Annotated in this window: 14 protein-coding genes; 13 read left to right on the forward strand and 1 reads right to left on the reverse strand. The window is 55.5% G+C overall.

All coding sequences use genetic code 11. The features are described 5' to 3' along the window. The first annotated feature begins 151 nt into the window (after positions 1–151). The 12 genes from MKX76_RS24700 (at position 152) to MKX76_RS24755 (ending at position 13,383) form a co-directional block, all read left to right on the forward strand. Positions 152–547: a Fur family transcriptional regulator gene (locus tag MKX76_RS24700; RefSeq protein ID WP_007128853.1), complete on the forward strand. Its 396-nt coding sequence runs from the start codon at positions 152–154 to the stop codon at positions 545–547. Next, positions 523–1,338: a winged helix family transcriptional regulator gene (locus MKX76_RS24705; RefSeq protein WP_007128852.1), complete on the forward strand. Its 816-nt coding sequence runs from the start codon at positions 523–525 to the stop codon at positions 1,336–1,338. The genes MKX76_RS24700 and MKX76_RS24705 overlap by 25 nt, the downstream gene beginning before the upstream one ends. A 196-nt stretch (positions 1,339–1,534) precedes the next feature. Next, complete coding sequence (locus MKX76_RS24710; RefSeq protein ID WP_007128851.1) at positions 1,535–3,004, forward strand: catalase; 1,470 nt, start codon at positions 1,535–1,537, stop codon at positions 3,002–3,004. A 509-nt stretch (positions 3,005–3,513) separates the two neighbouring features. Further along, positions 3,514–5,499 carry a methyl-accepting chemotaxis protein gene (locus tag MKX76_RS24715; RefSeq protein ID WP_144877937.1) on the forward strand — a complete coding sequence of 662 codons (1,986 nt, stop codon included), beginning with the start codon at positions 3,514–3,516 and terminating at the stop codon, positions 5,497–5,499. A 204-nt stretch (positions 5,500–5,703) separates the two neighbouring features. After that, entirely contained in the window at positions 5,704–6,522 is an 819-nt protein-coding gene (locus MKX76_RS24720; protein WP_144877938.1) for a uroporphyrinogen-III synthase, read from the forward strand. A 111-nt stretch (positions 6,523–6,633) separates the two neighbouring features. After that, positions 6,634–7,272 (forward strand): ThuA domain-containing protein, encoded by a 639-nt coding sequence (locus tag MKX76_RS24725; RefSeq protein ID WP_007128848.1) that lies wholly within the window; start codon positions 6,634–6,636, stop codon positions 7,270–7,272. A gap of 39 nt (positions 7,273–7,311) precedes the next feature. Further along, entirely contained in the window at positions 7,312–8,013 is a 702-nt protein-coding gene (locus tag MKX76_RS24730; protein ID WP_007128847.1) for a response regulator transcription factor, read from the forward strand. Further along, complete coding sequence (locus MKX76_RS24735; protein ID WP_144877939.1) at positions 8,010–9,377, forward strand: sensor histidine kinase; 1,368 nt, start codon at positions 8,010–8,012, stop codon at positions 9,375–9,377. The genes MKX76_RS24730 and MKX76_RS24735 overlap by 4 nt, the downstream gene beginning before the upstream one ends. Before the next feature lie 82 nt (positions 9,378–9,459). After that, the gene (locus MKX76_RS24740; protein WP_144877940.1) at positions 9,460–10,137 is read left to right on the forward strand and encodes a PepSY domain-containing protein; all 678 of its coding nucleotides are present in this window, start codon (positions 9,460–9,462) and stop codon (positions 10,135–10,137) included. A 179-nt stretch (positions 10,138–10,316) separates the two neighbouring features. Next, entirely contained in the window at positions 10,317–11,024 is a 708-nt protein-coding gene (locus MKX76_RS24745) for a PepSY domain-containing protein (RefSeq protein ID WP_144877941.1), read from the forward strand. A 370-nt stretch (positions 11,025–11,394) separates the two neighbouring features. Beyond that, positions 11,395–11,712: a phasin family protein gene (locus MKX76_RS24750; RefSeq protein WP_007128843.1), complete on the forward strand. Its 318-nt coding sequence runs from the start codon at positions 11,395–11,397 to the stop codon at positions 11,710–11,712. Beyond that, entirely contained in the window at positions 11,713–13,383 is a 1,671-nt protein-coding gene (locus MKX76_RS24755) for an ABC1 kinase family protein (protein WP_028404110.1), read from the forward strand. A gap of 22 nt (positions 13,384–13,405) precedes the next feature. On the opposite strand, the gene MKX76_RS24760 is transcribed toward MKX76_RS24755, so the two are convergent. Next, positions 13,406–13,969, reverse strand: coding sequence for a hypothetical protein (locus MKX76_RS24760; protein WP_007128841.1), 564 nt, complete (start codon positions 13,967–13,969; stop codon positions 13,406–13,408). A 122-nt stretch (positions 13,970–14,091) separates the two neighbouring features. Here MKX76_RS24760 and MKX76_RS24765 point away from each other — a divergent pair, with 122 nt between their 5' ends. Then, on the forward strand, positions 14,092–15,666 hold the full coding sequence (locus MKX76_RS24765; protein ID WP_007128840.1) for a DEAD/DEAH box helicase: 1,575 nt from the start codon (positions 14,092–14,094) through the stop codon (positions 15,664–15,666). The last annotated feature ends 71 nt before the right edge of the window (positions 15,667–15,737 follow it).

Below are 15,737 nucleotides of genomic sequence, written 5' to 3' on the forward strand. Positions count from 1 at the left end.
TAAACCAGTGTAACCGCACGAGCTAAAGGAATTGTAAATGGATTCTTAAGAAAACATAAAGATTACCAGCAATTGAGTATCTCGATAAGGTTGACCCTGACCAAAATAAGATTTATACTTGATCTAAAAATAAATTAAAAGGGTGAATACCTTGAAATCATTAAATCTAACCACACAGCGCCAAGCGGTATATGATGTGCTGCGGGAGTCGCATGACCATCCGACGGCTGCGGAGATCATGAACCGCCTGGTGGAGAAAGGATATAATCTTGCGTATGGGACGGTCTATAACTCCTTGCGCTATTTGACGGATAAGCAGCTGATCCGGGAGCTGAAGCTTGGCGAAAGCGCAAGCCGGTACGATGCCCGGACGGATGAGCATCAGCATATCATTTGCGAAGTGTGCGGCAAAGTCGACGAGGTCATGACGGAGGTGCCTAAGGATTGGGCGGACACCGTAGCAAGCGAAACCAGCTACGTCATCCATCATGCTCACGTTGTATTCGGGGGGGTGTGTCCAGAATGTCAAACCAAACGGAAGAAATAATGGAGATGGCGACTGTATATTCGTTTCCGGACTGGAAGACGACCAGCCTGTACCAGCATCCGGGAGCGGGTATGGCGATCGGCGATGCTTGTCCTACGACGATGCGCGCGGCGCTGTTAAGCCGGTCACCTGGACGGGTTCATGAAATGTTCATGACGCTGACGGAGAACTGCTTCGAGGTGATGATGTTCCGGAAGTGGGAGCCGCGTCTCCAAACGGCTCTGAACACCGGATTGATCATTGCGGACATGACCGGCTGCAGGGACATGGCTGCCTTCAGCAAAGAACGGGAGCTGCTGCTGCCGGAGCATCCTTCGATCCCGGTCCTCTATCTTGTTGGCGAGGAGCTTATGAGCAATGCCGGCGCTAGTCTGATGAACGAGGAGCTGATGGTCTGGCCGGCTCGCTCCAAGGATACGATGATGTACCAAGTGCAGCGGACGATCCGCCTGTTCGCCCCCGTCTCCGCTCCTGCCGGTGATGAGGAAGCTAAAGGTCTCGTATTTAAGGATCTGACCATTGATCGGGATAAAATGACGGTTCATCGCGGGCAAGCTCCGATACATCTCACCAAGACGGAGTACATGCTGCTTCTGCTGCTAATGGATAGCAAGGGGGCCGTCTGCACCCGCGAGGAACTGATGAGCAAGATTTGGGACACGGATTTTATGGGCGGCAGCAATGTAGTTGACGTGCATATCAAGAGCTTGCGCAAGAAGCTGAGCGATAATGCGGGAGCACCACGCTATATCGCGACGGTACGTGGAGTAGGTTACCGCTTGGCGGACTAACCTCCTCCTTTTTTTTGCTCACGGATCATTCATAAGAACTTCATCGAATGAACATGAATGCTCATTGGTCAATCACGCAACGCTCATTGAAGGCTCATGCGACACTCATGACCGGACAAATTCCGGGATGATACAATCATTTCATAGATTTAGATTCAGTCTAAAATCAATTATAGAAATGATGGAGGTTTTCCGCATGGATAGATTGACAACGAACCAAGGAGCTCCCGTAGGAGACAATCAGAATTCGAAGACGGCGGGCCGCCGCGGTCCTACGCTGCTGGAGGATTATCATCTGATTGAAAAGATCGCGCATTTTGACCGTGAACGGATTCCGGAGCGCGTCGTTCACGCCCGCGGAGCCGGGGCGCATGGCATCTTCGTTGTGGAGAATGACATGAAGCCGTACACCAAAGCGGCCTTCCTGCAGGAGATCGGGCAGGAGACGCCGGTCTTCGTTCGATTCTCTACCGTCATCCATGGAACAGGTTCCCCGGAAACGGCACGAGACCCGCGCGGCTTTGCCGTGAAGTTCTACACGGAGGAAGGCAACTACGATATCGTTGGTAATCATATCCCTGTCTTCTTTATCCGGGATGCGATCAAATTCCCTGATATGGTCCACTCCTTGAAGCCGTCTCCGGACAGCAACATTCAAGAGCCCGGACGGTATTGGGATTTCATGACGCTGTCCCCGGAATCCACGCATATGATGACCTGGGTGTTCTCCGATCATGGAACGCCGGCCAACTACCGTGAGCTGGACGGATTCAGCGTGCATGCATTCAAATGGGTCAACAGCGAAGGCAAAGTGACTTATGTGAAATATAAGTGGGAATCGCAGCAAGGGGTACGAACCCTGGATGCGGATGAGCTGGTTGAAGTGCAGGGCAAGGATTTCAACCATGCTACGCGGGATCTGCGCGAGCATATCGAGCAAGGCGACTTTCCGAAATGGCGTCTGGTGGTGCAATTGATGTCGCCGGACGAGATGGACGATTTGCCTTTTGATCCCCTGGATCCAACGAAGGTATGGCCGGAGGATCGCTTCCCGTTCATTACGGTAGGCACCATGACCTTGAACCGCAATCCGCAAAATTTCTTCGCGGAAGTTGAGCAGGCCGCTTTCTCGCCAAGCGCGCTGGTTCCCGGCATTGAGCCGTCGGAGGATAAGCTCCTTCAAGGACGTCTGTTCTCCTATCCGGATACGCAGCGTCACCGGCTTGGCGCCAACTACCTGCAAATTCCGATCAACTGTCCGTATGCACCGGTGCGCAACCATCAGCGCGACGGCCTGATGAACGTCAAGCAGGATCCGTCTCCGGTCAACTACGAGCCGAACAGCTATACGACCGGACCGGTCGAGGATCCATCCGTTCAGGAGAGCGAAGCGCCGCTTAGCGGTCATGTCGTTCGCCAGCGTATCGAGAAGACGGACGATTTCACCCAAGCCGGAGAGCTGTACCGCTCCTTCACCCAGCAGCAGAAAGACAATCTGCTCCGCAACCTGATTGCCGATCTGAGCCAGGTGAAGCAGGACATCCAGCTGCGGGCCGTATGCAACTTCTACCGGGCGGATGCCGAATACGGAGCCAGACTGGCCGAGGGACTCGGCGTAGATCTGAGCGGCTTCATTCCGGCAGCAAATAAGCCGGAGTCTGTATAAACCGCGTCTTTAACGAAGGAAGGCATTACGGAATAACTTCTTGGTCGATTGTCCGCCAAAGAGCCAGAGCCTAACGGTCTGCTTCTTCCGCTGTGCAGGCCGTGAAGCCATCATATATAAAGAGGTGCCGATAAGATCATGAGATCTTTGGGGCGCCTCTTTTTTAGTTAAGGGGCGCTAGCGTATCGTTTCGGATCTTGCCGGGAGGATCGCTCCTTCCTTGGGAGGAGAACGCTCTAGCATGAATCGTTTCTCATCTTGCCGTTATCCCAATTTCTTGAGGTCAACCGTGAGCCGCTTCAAACAGGGTGTTTCAAGGACCGCTTCGCTTGTCCGTAACCCGCCGCTCGCACGGAGGACCATAGTCCAACTCAAGTCTCCCAATCTCAATTGTAAATAATTACCACATGTAGGATGTAACGATTCCTTTACCGGATGCCGATAAGTTGAAGGGAAGATTTTAGTTACGAGGGAGCGTTCTCCCTGCGGATTGAAAGGACAGGAACCATATGAAGACAAAGAGAACCAACCGGCTGCGGCGAAACATGATCATCACGTTTCTTGTGGTGCTGCTCGTTCCAAGCTTTGCGATCGGTTATATTACTTATCGCGATGCAAGTCATACCGTGGAGGAGGAAATTTTGCGCAGCGCATCGCGCAGCGTGGAGACGGCGAATGATGTCATCAACCAGACGATCGAAAATAAGATTCATGACCTGAGCTATTTCAGCGGGAAGATCAAAGGGGCCGCGGTCGATCAGGAGCTGGCATCGGGCAGCGAAACAGGACTCGCTGCGGTGCTGCGGCAATATTTGGGGCTGCACCCCGAAACGGTCGATATTTTTGCCGGGACAGCCCGGGGCGGCATTTTGAGAGCCTCTACAGAGGAGCTTCCTGAAGGATTTGACCCGAGACAGAGCGAGTGGTACAAGCTGGCCATCACCGCCAAGGGCGAACCGATTATTACGACGCCGTATGCATCACAGGCCGGATCGATGATCGTTGTGACGATTGCGCAGATGCTTCCAGACGGATCCGGCGTGGTCGGCATTGATTTGAACCTTACCCAAATCCGTGATCTGGTTGAAGTCAAGGTTGGACGCGAAGGCTATACCATGGTGCTGGATCAGGAGCAAAACTATTTATTCCACCCGGAATACGCGGCAGGGACGGACGCATTGGCGCAAGAGGCTTGGATATCCCGCTTGTATGAGGAGCCGGAAGGGCACTTCCATTACGAGCATAACGGCGAGGATAAGCAATTGAATTACCTTACCAATGAAAGGACCGGATGGAAGATTGCCGGTACGATGTATTTCTCGGAGGTAGAAGATTCCGTTCGCGGCATCCGGAATACGATGGCATTGGTGATGGCGTTGTCGCTTCTTGGCGCGTTTGCGCTGGCCTTATGGAATATCCGCTCGGTGCTGAAGCCGATCCGCAAGCTGAGCAAGGCTACCGAGGTGATCAGCGATGGGGATCTGACCTATCGGATGAACGGATTCAAGCGGGACGAAATCGGGGAATTGGCCGACCATTTCCAGGTCATGGTGGATAATCTGCGTGAAATGGTGCATGGCGTCATGGGAATGACGGAGAATGTGTCTGCATCGTCGGAGGAACTATCGGCTAACGCGATGCAAAATACCGCGGCGGTTCAGCATGTGACCTCCTCTATTCAGGAGGTGGCGGCAGGCAGCGAGAGCCAGCTCTTCGCCGTGGAGGAAATCGTAAAGCGGATGAATCAAGTCTCGCAGCATGCCGATTCCATTGCCTCTCTCCTCGAGGTTATGAGAGGGGCCATGAACCAGACGGAAGAGCTGGCCCAGGAAGGGAATACGGCCGTGATCACGGCCGCGGCTACGATGCAGGACATCAACCATTCGATGGAAGAGCTCGGCGGCGTCATCAGCCAGCTGTCCGAGCGGTCGGAGCAGATTCGCGGCATTGTCGGGACGATTGGAGAGATTGCCAAGCAGACGAGCCTGCTTGCGCTTAATGCCTCGATTGAAGCATCGAGAGCGGGAGAACACGGCAGAGGCTTTGCTGTCGTGGCTGCGGAAATTCGCAGCCTGGCGCATCGCTCCGAGGCATCGGCACAGCATATCGCCGATCTCATCGCCGCCATTTTGCAAGAGGTGAAGCGGACGAATGCGGTAATGGCATCGGCTCAGGAGAACGTTTCCGAAGGCGTCGGCGCGGCTGACCTGACCGGACGCTCCTTCTCCCGCATTAAGAAGGCGGTTCACAAGGTGACCGGGCAAGTAAGCGAAACCGCCGAGGCTGCGCGTCAGCTGGCGGGCGATGCGAATCAAGCGAGAACGGCTATTGATGCGATTCGCAATATTTCGGAGCAGACGTCCGGACGGACGCAATCCATATCAGCCGCTTCCGAGGAGCAGCTTGCCTCGATGGAAGAGGTAAGCGCATCGGCGACGGATTTGAGCCAGCAGGCGGAGGAGCTTCAGGAGCTGGTCCGGCGTTTCAAGGTTTAGCAGCTAGCTATAGGAGGAGCGGGGCGGCTTGCAGCGCTTCGAGCTGAACGTTCAAGCAGCGAAGGGGATTCATTCCCTTCGCTGCTTTTTTATAAGGCTTGCTGCTGAAGTTTAAGACCAAAGTGACTTTCGCTCTGGGGAGCGGGCCAGTATACTGGAGTCAAATGGCAGAACCTGCACACTCTAGGAGAGCGAGGCAAAATAATGGCACAGCATATGAAAGATCGGGTTGTGGCCCTGGCCGGCCCCCGCAAAGCGGAGGAAATGGCAAAGCTGGTGGAGAAGATGGGGGGAACCCCGCTAATTCGTCCGGCACAGGGAACGGTTTTTTTGGATGATGAGGTACTGCGTGAATCGATTGAGGATTGGCTTAAAGAGCCCGCACCGCCATGGGCGATATTTACGACGGGCATTGGCCTTGAGGCCATCTATGATATGGCGGAGCAGATGGGCGCTTTGGACCGGTTGAATGCAACGCTTATGCAAACAACCATTGCCGCGCGCGGTTACAAAACGGTGAACGCGTTGAAAAAAAGAGGGCTTACGCCCATCGTAAGAGATGATGACGGCAGCACATCCGGCCTCATTCGGGCGCTTGCGCCGTTTGATCTGGCAGGCCAGCGCGTCATCCTCCAGCTGCATGGCGAATCCGCGCCTAAGCTTGTGGAATGGCTGGAGAGCCGGGGCGCTCAGGTGGAGCCGATCCTGCCGTATAAGCATATACCGCCGCGGGAGGAAGACATCTCGTTGCTGGTGGACGAGATTATCCAGGGCAAGGTGGATGCCGTTGCGTTCACCAGTGCGCCGCAATTCCGGTTTCTGGCTGATTTCGCCAAGGATCACGGCAGGCTCGAAGCGGTGCTGGAGGCATTCCGCGGACCGGTGATCGCCGTTGCCGTCGGCAAGGTAACGGCGCAGGGGCTGCGCGAGGAAGGGATCACGCGCCTGCTTGTTCCCGAAGATGAGCGCATGGGCAGCATGATGGTCGAGCTCGGTCGATATTTTGCCCAATCGGCGAATTAATGGCATGATAGGGGAGGGAGACGGGCGTGTCTTCCGGACTATCGTCTTAGGCTCGTGCATGTAATGGACCATCGTGTGTAATATTGTAAGTAGTAAATAGGAGGATGCCCCATGGATAAAAGAAAAGCACTGCTGCTAGGCAGCTATACCCACCCCAAGTTTCACCCGCTCCAAGGGATCGATAAACAAGTAACACATCTTTTAAACGACATGTTCACGGTGCAGTGCACCGAAAATCATAAAATGCTCCACGAGAGCAATCTGTATCCCTATGAGCTGTGCATCGCCTACAGCGACTTGTGGGATGAACGCGTATCTCCCCGGCAGACGGCGGGCCTGCTGTCCTATGTCAGCGGCGGCGGCGGCCTGCTTGTCATTCATAACGGCATTACGCTGGCTAACCGGTATGAGCTGGCCCAGCTCATCGGAGCGCGGTTTGACGGCCATCCGCCGATGGATAAGCTGTATTTCGTTCCCGCCGAGACCAATCATGATATTACGGAAGGCGTGGAGCCGTTTGTATTGGACGAGGAGCCGTATCGCTTCACCTTTAGCCCGTTTACGGAAAAAACGGTGCTGCTGCACTACGAGTATGAAGGTCAGCAGTGGCCGGCTGCTTGGTGCCATACGTACGGCATCGGCCGGGTGGTCTTTGTCATGCCGGGCCATCATGAGCCGAGCTTCCTTCAGCCGCAGCTTCGGAGGCTCATCACGCAGGCCGCCAAATGGGCGGCCCGCGTTCCGGGCTAAATCATTCGGAGCATGCCTGTAGGAGGTAGGAGGGATTGAATGAACAACGGGAAGATTTTAATCGTCGAAGATGAAGCTAAAATATCCCGTCTGCTGGAAATTGAGCTGGAGAGCGAGGGCTATGAGGTTGCCAAAGCGGATAACGGACTGGATGCGCTGAGCGTATATCGAAGCGGGTCCTTCGATCTGATTCTGTTAGACGTCATGCTGCCGGGCATGAGCGGCATCGAGCTGCTGCGGCGCATCCGGAGCCAGGATACGCACACGGCGGTGCTGCTGCTCACCGCCAAGAGCTCGGTTGAGGATAAGGTGTCGGGTCTTGATCTGGGGGCTAACGATTATATCACGAAGCCGTTTCAGATCGAGGAGCTCCTCGCCAGAATCCGGGCAGCGCTTCGACTTCAGGGGACGCGCCAGAACGACATTGAGCCGGGAGGAGAATGGCTGTCCGCGGGAGACCTTAAGCTCCATGAAGGAACGCGCGAGGTCGTCAGGGCCGGAACGAAGATCGAGCTGACGCCCCGCGAATTCGATCTGCTCGTTTACCTGCTCAAAAATCAACGGCAGGTGCTGAACCGCGAGCAAATTCTGGCCGCGGTATGGGGATATGATTATTACGGCGATACGAATGTCGTCGATGTCTACATACGTTATGTGCGTAAGAAAATCGATCTTGACGGCCTGCCTGATCTGATTCATACCGTCCGCGGCGTCGGCTATGTGCTGAAGGACAGCCCATGAAGCTGAGCAGCCGAATTCATCTCTATTCATCAGTACTTATGGCTGTCATTCTGATCGTCATGAATATTTTGGTTTATTTCGTATTCAGCCGCTTGACGGTGGATAGCCAGCTTAAGCAGACGAAGGCCGAAGCCGTACAGATCGCCGGTAATATGGTGGAGGCTGCGAAATCCGTGCCGCTCGCCGACCTGCAGCGCAGCTATGTTCCGGCTGGCGCCGGAATCAAGGTGGTCATGCCCGATAACAGCAGCCCCGAGAGGTTGACGACGGCACCTGGCGTGGAGCTGGACGGCCTTGATGAGCCGTATGATACCCGGGAACAGGTGCGGGTGATTACGATTCAAGGGGAAACGTACGCATTCGCCTCGATCCCGGTAATTTGGCCGGACGGCTCGGTCAACAATATTCAGCTTGCGCGTACGCTTGCTCCGACGATGGATATTCTGAAGGCGCTTCGTCTCGTGCTTGTGGCCGTGACGGCCATAGGACTGCTTCCGATCATTGTGTCGACCCGCGTGCTGGGGCGCTTGATCATGCAGCCGATTACGGCGCTGACCCGCACGATGAAGGATATCCGCGAGAGCGGACGGTTCCGCCGGATCGAGCTTGAGGAGCAGCCGAAGAACGAGCTGACGGAGATGGGTGCTGCATTTAATGATATGATCACGCTGCTCGAGAGCAATCATGAGAAGCAGGAGCAGTTCGTATCCAACGCCTCGCACGAGCTGAAGACGCCGCTGACGATTATCGAGAGCTATGCCAGCCTGCTGAAGCGCAGAGGGCTTGAGCGGCCGGAGCTGTTTCAGGAATCGGTGGAAGCGATCCATTCGGAAGCGATCCGAATGAAGGAGATGACCGAGCAGCTGCTGCTGTTGGCAAGGAACCAGGATTCATGGAAGATCGAGATGGAATCCGTGGAGCTCTCCGAGCTGGCAAACGGATCGGCGCGTGCGATCCGGGATGCCTACAGCCGGAAGGTTGACGTCCGCGCTGAAGGCGAGGTGCACGCTTGGACGGACAGCCGCAGGCTGAAGCAGCTGCTGTTCATCCTCCTTGATAACGCCCGCAAGTACAGCGATGAGTCGATCGTCATCGAAGTCGGAAGGAAGCCGCCCGGGGTATATATTCGGGTCATTGACCGGGGAATCGGCATATCGAAGGAAGATTTGGAGCATGTGTTTGACCGTTTCTACCGGGTCGATGAAGCCCGCGGCAGGAAGACCGGCGGAGCAGGCCTCGGCTTGTCGCTGGCGAAGGAGATTTCGGAGGCCATCGGGGCAGAGCTGGAGCTCGAAAGCCTGCCGGGAGTCGGCACCACCGCCACGATCCGGCTGCAGCCTTCGGGGACCCGAGGTCAAGGTTAAACGCCCTTTTGTTTCTCATCGATTTCTAACCTTGCTGCGGTATACTTGCGTTAATGAACAGAATCTACCCGAGGTGATTGGGATGCGAAAACAAATGGGGATGCTGACGGGCGGTCTTCTGCTGGTCGTCGTCGTGGTGGCCGGTACGCTGCTGTGGAAGCCGTTCAGTGTTTCGTCCGAGCGTATGAGCGAGGATGAGATTATAGGTAAAGTGGAAACTCTCTACCCAAATGGGACGATAACGGATACAACGCTGGACGGCGATGTGTACCGGGTTCAGCTGGTGTCCGATCAAGGCAAATATGATTTGGCTGTGGATGCTCGCGAAGGCAGCATTGTGTCGATCGAACAGCTGGAGAAGGGAAAGGGCGGGTCTGGCAATCAGGATCCGACCGGACAGCAGCCCGAGCCTCCTGATCCGGATAACCGCGGGACGGGTCAGAGCGAGGGTCAGGGACAAGGCCAGGGGAGTAAACCACCTTCGGAGCCGAATGGGGAGGGGTCAGGCGGAACCCCGGAGGACTCTGACGATGGCGAAGGCACCGAACCAGAGAATCCGCCGATGCGGATGATCACGAGGGAGCACGCCGAGAAGGTATCGCTTGCTAAGGTTCCCGGGACGATCGAGGATATCGAATACCGCGAGGATGACGGCGTTCGTTATTATCTGGTCGAAATTGAGAAGAGCGATGGGCGGGAAGCCACGATCCAGGTTCATGCCATTACCGGCAAGATTATGACCGTAACGTGGGATGATTAGGGAATGGATCAGACGAGATACTTCTTGATTTCACTTCGTGATCAAAAGACGATCTTTTGAACAACCTCTTTTATCATTTATCATCGTTTTCTAATCTTTCTCTCTGAATGCTCTCATATTGGAGCGTTATAGTGAAATTGTAAAGAGAACGATCGATAAGACATGAGGAGGTAATTACGATGGGAAAGAACAAGATGAAGAAAAAAATACTGTGGGCCGGCGCGCTGTCCGTGGCTATAGCGGCAAGCGGCGTATACGGATATAATGCCGTGCAGGCTGCGGGCTCGAACGGAAGTGCAAGCACCGGTACGACGACTGCAGCGCAAGCGGGCAAGCAGCTGATCAGTGTCGAGAAGGCGGAGCAGCTTGCTCTGGCTGTCGCTAAAGGAACGGTAAAAGATATCGATCTGGTACACTATAAAGGACAGCTCGCTTATAAGGTGTACATCCAACAAAGTGATCGGGGCACCAAGCTATGGATTGACGCATCAACCGGCAAAACGCTCGGGAAGCGGACTTTCGAATATCACCACCACTATGATGGAGATGATGATTTTGATGATGACCGCGATCGTTATCCCAGCGGCTTGATCGGCGCAGGACAGGCCGCTGCAGCTGCATTGAAGCATGCGGGAGGCGGCACGGTGACTGACGTCGATCTGGATGAGGACGATAACCGCTGGATCTATGACGTTGAAGTGAAGACCTCCAAAGGCAGCATGGAAGTTGAGGTCAACGCCCTGAGCGGGAAAATCGTAAAGTCCGAGTACGATCACGACGATGATGATCATGATGACGATCATGACGATGATCACGACGACCGTTACGATGATGATCATGACGATAATGATCATGACGACGATGACGATGATCGTTATGACGATTAAGATTGAGTGATCTTATGAAAAGCGTGCAGACCGTGGGGCAATGCCCTGTCGGTCTGTTTTCTTTTCCTCGACTAGGCGTTAACAGATCGGTATCCATGCTCTCATATTTACGGCCGGATCCGGGTAATTCTAAGTATATGGGATTTTGCAAAATCCAAAGATCGACTTCCCATCAGCACAGTTATAGAGCGAAACGGCTTCGTTCGTCTCTGGATTTGACCCGGGGAGCGGCTGGAATCTAAATTTTCACAATGCCGGCCTATAAACCGGGAGCGCTCACAGGACATGGGTGCTGAAGCTTTGCGGATAGATGTTTTTACCAGCGCGAACGGTTATAATGGAACCAGACAAGATCGGGAGGGATAAAATCATGAGTGATCTTTTTAAGAAAGCAATCTCGTTAGGATTGGGCCTTACCGTTGTCAGCAAAGAAAAAGTCGAGAAAATCGTGGACGATCTGGTTAAGCGCGGGGAGCTGGCGCCCACAGAATCCAAAGCGCTGGTGAATCGCCTCATTGAACGCGGCGAGGAAGAGCAGTCCCAGATCAAGACGTATATTTATGAACAGGTGCAGCGCGTACTGTCCGAACTGGACGTGCCGAAAGGAACCGATGTCGCGAGCCTGGAACAGCGCATCGCTGTCCTTGAGAGGAAAATCGTGGAATTGGAAGGGCCGCAGCAGGATTAGATGGCGGTCCGAATGAGGCATGCCGGACGCTACCGGGAAATCGCCATGGCGCTAATGCGCCATGGCTTTGGCTATATGGTGGAGGAGATGGGACTGTTCCATGTCCTGTCGATGCCCGTCCGCTGGAGCTCCAGGGAGCAGCCGGAGACCGTTACGCTCGGGGAACGGATTCGGAGGGTGCTGGAGGATCTTGGACCGGCATTCGTGAAGCTGGGCCAATTAGCGAGCACAAGATCGGATCTGCTGCCTGACCATATTATCCAGGAATTGGTCAAGCTGCAGGAGCGGGTTCCTCCGTTCTCTTCCGCCAGCGCGCGGGAGCTGATCGAGCAGGAATGGGGCATGCCGATACATGAAGTACTGCAGGAATTTGAAGAGAAGCCGCTTGCCGCCGCTTCGATCGGACAGGTGCATGCCGGCCGGCTGAAGAGCGGCGAGCGTGTGGCGATCAAGGTACAGCGGCCGGGTGTGGCCAGGATGATCGGCCGCGATCTGGAAATCCTGCGGGACATGATCTCGATCGCCGAGCGCCACTGGGATTGGGTGAAGCAGTACCGGGTCGACCGGATTGTGGATGAATTTGCCAGAGCGATGATGGCGGAGCTGGATTACAGTCACGAGGCACGTAACGCGGAGAAGATTTCATCCCGGCTGGATGACCATGAGTATATCCGTATTCCGCGGATATATTGGGAATATACATCCTCGAAAGTGCTGATGATGGAGTTCGCGGAGGGCATTACGCTTAGCCGCCGGCAGGAGCTGGCCGCGAAGGGTTATGACCTGAAGGAGATTGCGGAGCATCTTATAGACGGCATGCTTCAACAGATTTTTATCGAAGGCTTTTTCCATGCTGATCCCCATCCGGGCAATTTGCTTGTCGCCGAGGACGGAAAGCTCGTCTTCCTGGATTTTGGACTTGTCGGGCAGTTGAGCGAGGACATGAGGGATCATCTTTCGGGGCTGATCATTGCTTTGATGCGCCGAAATTCGGAAGGGATGATCCGCGCGATCTCCAAGATGGGACTCATACCCGATGATTGCGATATGGACGCCTTGCGGTCGGATATGGATCGGCTGCGGAGCGAATATTATGACGTGCCGTTCTCTCAAGTGCGCTTGGGGAAGGCGCTTACCGACCTGTTCACCGTTGCCCAGCGGCACCGGATTATGCTCCCGCCGGATTTGACGCTGCTCGGCAAATCGCTGCTGACGCTGGAAGGAGTCATCGAAATGCTGGATCCGGAAATCAGCATCATCGACATGGCGGAGCCTTTCGGACGGAAGCTGCTGAAGGAGCGCTATAATTCGCGCAGGATTGGAAGGAAGGTGCTGGACGGGTTGGCGGGGCTTGCAGAAAGTCTGCTGGATTTGCCCGGACAGGCCAGGCAGCTGTCGGCCTTGATCAGCAAAGGGAAGCTCCGGGTGGAAATCAGCGTGCCGGAGCTGCAGCAGCTGATGCGGAAGCTGGACCAGATCAGCAACCGGCTCTCATTCAGCATCGTTTTGCTGGCCTTCAGCATCATTATGGTTGGACTTATCATCGGTTCCTCCTTGAGCCGGGAGCCCATGATGCTATGGAATTTCCCGGTGATCGAGGTCGGGTTCATCGTGGCGCTGCTCATGGTGGCATGGCTGCTGTATTCGATCTTTAAATCGGGGCGTTTCTAGCTCGTGGGCTTATCAAGGCTGTTTAGCCAGGGGCCGCGGCTTTGGCCCGTTTACGCTGCTGGATCCAAGCCTGAATGCCGATCAGGACCCATTCTATGAGATGATAGAAAACGGCGATGATGAGCGCATGGAGCCAGCTGCCGACCGGAACGGCAGGGATCACCGACGCCAGTGCGTAAATCAGGATCGAATCGGTGATCACGGTGACGGTCTGCTTGACGTATACGGAAGCGTCCCGCCGCAGCCATAGGCGCAGCAGGGTAATCATGATCGGGTGCACGAGGCCTTCAAAGATCAGAAACCCGATCAAGAGCAGCAGGGGCAGGCTTAGCAGCACGCCGCCGCTGTTATAGGCAAGCATCTGTCCCGCAGAATCGGTCACCCGGAACAGGAGTGCATACAGGATGGAGAACAGCTCGATCGGTACAATGATAAAGGCTGCGAGAAGCGGAACAAGCCACAGCTTTCTCTTAAGGGGGACGGGCGGCTCCCCGTCCCGTCTTGAAACATAATTCATCATCATGTTAATCAAGGTGAGCAGGATCAGCAGAACGAGTACAGTGACTATGAGCTGGAGCGGATTCATTCGGGACACCTCCTTGCCGTGGTGGGATGAATCTTCTAATATTGACATTACCAAAGACAGGGTCGTTTGTCAGTTTCTTAATACGATTCAATAGCGAAAAATACTTAAATGAGGTGGAACGTTTGCCGAACTTTCAACAGCTGGGCATTGACGAGCAGAGAGTGAGAAAATTGAAGGAGCAGGGAATCGCGGTACCGACGCCGGTGCAGCAGGAGACGATTCCGCTGCTGCTTGAAGGGAAGGATGTCATTGCCCGGGCGCGGACCGGAACCGGCAAAACGCTGGCCTTTATGCTCCCGATTTTGCAGCATATCGATCCGAATCGTCCTTTCCCGCAAGCGCTCATCATCGCGCCAACCCGGGAATTGGCCCTCCAAATCACGGAGGAAGCCCGGAAGCTGACCGCAGGGGAACCGGACGGGATTAAAATATTGGCCGTGTACGGCGGCCAGGATGTCGAGAAGCAGCTGCGCAAGCTGGAAGGCGGCCGGCATTTGATTATCGGCACGCCGGGAAGGCTGCTGGATCATCTGCGACGCGGCACACTGGAGCTCGGCGGGGTTAAAATGCTCGTGCTCGATGAAGCGGATCAAATGCTGCATATGGGCTTTTTGGCCGAAGTGGAGGCGCTGATCGATGCCCTTCCATACCGACGCCAGACGATGCTCTTCTCGGCTACGATGCCTGCAGGGGTGAAGCAGCTTGCGGCTCGTTACATGAATAAACCTGAAGATATTGTTATAAAAGGGGCATCCCCCATTCCGTTGGAGCAGATCAAGCAGGTGGTTGTCGAGTGCACCGACCGGTCCAAGCAGGACGCCCTTCGGGCCATGATCGAGCGCTACCGGCCGTTTCTTGCCATCATCTTCTGCCGTACCAAGCGGCGGGCATCGGCTCTAAACGAAGCCCTGCTCGCTGCCGGATACGAATCGGACGAGCTTCACGGCGATCTGTCCCAAGCCAAGCGTGAAGCGGTCATGAAACGGTTTCGGGAAGCCAAGCTTCAGCTCTTGGTCGCCACGGACGTGGCAGCCCGGGGGCTGGATGTGGAAGGGGTTACCCATGTTTTTAACTACGATATGCCCCATGATGTTGAAAGTTACATCCACCGGATCGGCCGGACCGGGCGCGCGGGAGGCAGCGGAATGGCAGTGACCTTTATGGCTGCCAAGGACCGTTCGGACCTGGCGCGGATCGAGGAGGGCATCTCGCTTCGCTTGAAGCGGGTGCGCTATGACGCACACGAGGGGAACGTCCAGGAGGAGCGCGCGGACAATGCGGGTATGGAGTCCGGCCGTCCGAGAAAAGCTAGACATGTCTCTTCGCTTGAGTCTGACCGTGAGCGGGGGCAAGGCGGCGGGCGAAGAGAAGGCGGAACGGGCTCGGCACGCCGCGGCCAGTCGGACCGCAGCTCCCGGGGAGGAGGCGGCAGCGCCGATGGCCGGGGAGGCCGCTCCCAAGCCAAGGGGAGAGCGGAGCAGCCACGCAGGGAAGAGAGCGGCGGGCGCGGGAGACGTGCAGGCGCGGAAGAGCGCAGCCGCGGGCAGAGCAAGAGCCAAGGCGGTGCCGGCCGTGGATCGACAAGATCCGGAGGCCGCAGCGGCAGCTCCGCCCGGGGCCAGGCCAACCAGGGCGGCAGCCGCGGCTCCGGCAGCCGGGGAGGGAGCGGCCGGAGCGGTGGACGGCGCGGCCGTTAACGCCATCCGGTGGTTCATTTGCAGGCCTTGCGGTTAATAACTGATCGTTATCTAATCCAATCACAAGGAGG

The sequence above is a fragment of the Paenibacillus sp. FSL R5-0810 genome (genome assembly GCF_038002285.1).
GTDB classification, from domain to species: domain Bacteria; phylum Bacillota; class Bacilli; order Paenibacillales; family Paenibacillaceae; genus Paenibacillus_AQ; species Paenibacillus_AQ lactis.

Bases quoted from the DNA above. Each gene is read 5' to 3' on its own strand.
- MKX76_RS24705 (WP_007128852.1), top strand. From the start codon at position 523: ATGTCAAACCAAACGGAAGAAATAATGGAGATGGCGACTGTATATTCG.
- MKX76_RS24710 (WP_007128851.1), top strand. From the start codon at position 1,535: ATGGATAGATTGACAACGAACCAAGGAGCTCCCGTAGGAGACAATCAG.
- MKX76_RS24715 (WP_144877937.1), top strand. From the start codon at position 3,514: ATGAAGACAAAGAGAACCAACCGGCTGCGGCGAAACATGATCATCACG.
- MKX76_RS24720 (WP_144877938.1), top strand. From the start codon at position 5,704: ATGGCACAGCATATGAAAGATCGGGTTGTGGCCCTGGCCGGCCCCCGC.
- MKX76_RS24725 (WP_007128848.1), top strand. From the start codon at position 6,634: ATGGATAAAAGAAAAGCACTGCTGCTAGGCAGCTATACCCACCCCAAG.
- MKX76_RS24730 (WP_007128847.1), top strand. From the start codon at position 7,312: ATGAACAACGGGAAGATTTTAATCGTCGAAGATGAAGCTAAAATATCC.
- MKX76_RS24735 (WP_144877939.1), top strand. From the start codon at position 8,010: ATGAAGCTGAGCAGCCGAATTCATCTCTATTCATCAGTACTTATGGCT.
- MKX76_RS24740 (WP_144877940.1), top strand. From the start codon at position 9,460: ATGCGAAAACAAATGGGGATGCTGACGGGCGGTCTTCTGCTGGTCGTC.
- MKX76_RS24745 (WP_144877941.1), top strand. From the start codon at position 10,317: ATGGGAAAGAACAAGATGAAGAAAAAAATACTGTGGGCCGGCGCGCTG.
- MKX76_RS24750 (WP_007128843.1), top strand. From the start codon at position 11,395: ATGAGTGATCTTTTTAAGAAAGCAATCTCGTTAGGATTGGGCCTTACC.
- MKX76_RS24755 (WP_028404110.1), top strand. From the start codon at position 11,713: ATGGCGGTCCGAATGAGGCATGCCGGACGCTACCGGGAAATCGCCATG.
- MKX76_RS24760 (WP_007128841.1), bottom strand. From the start codon at position 13,969: ATGAATCCGCTCCAGCTCATAGTCACTGTACTCGTTCTGCTGATCCTG.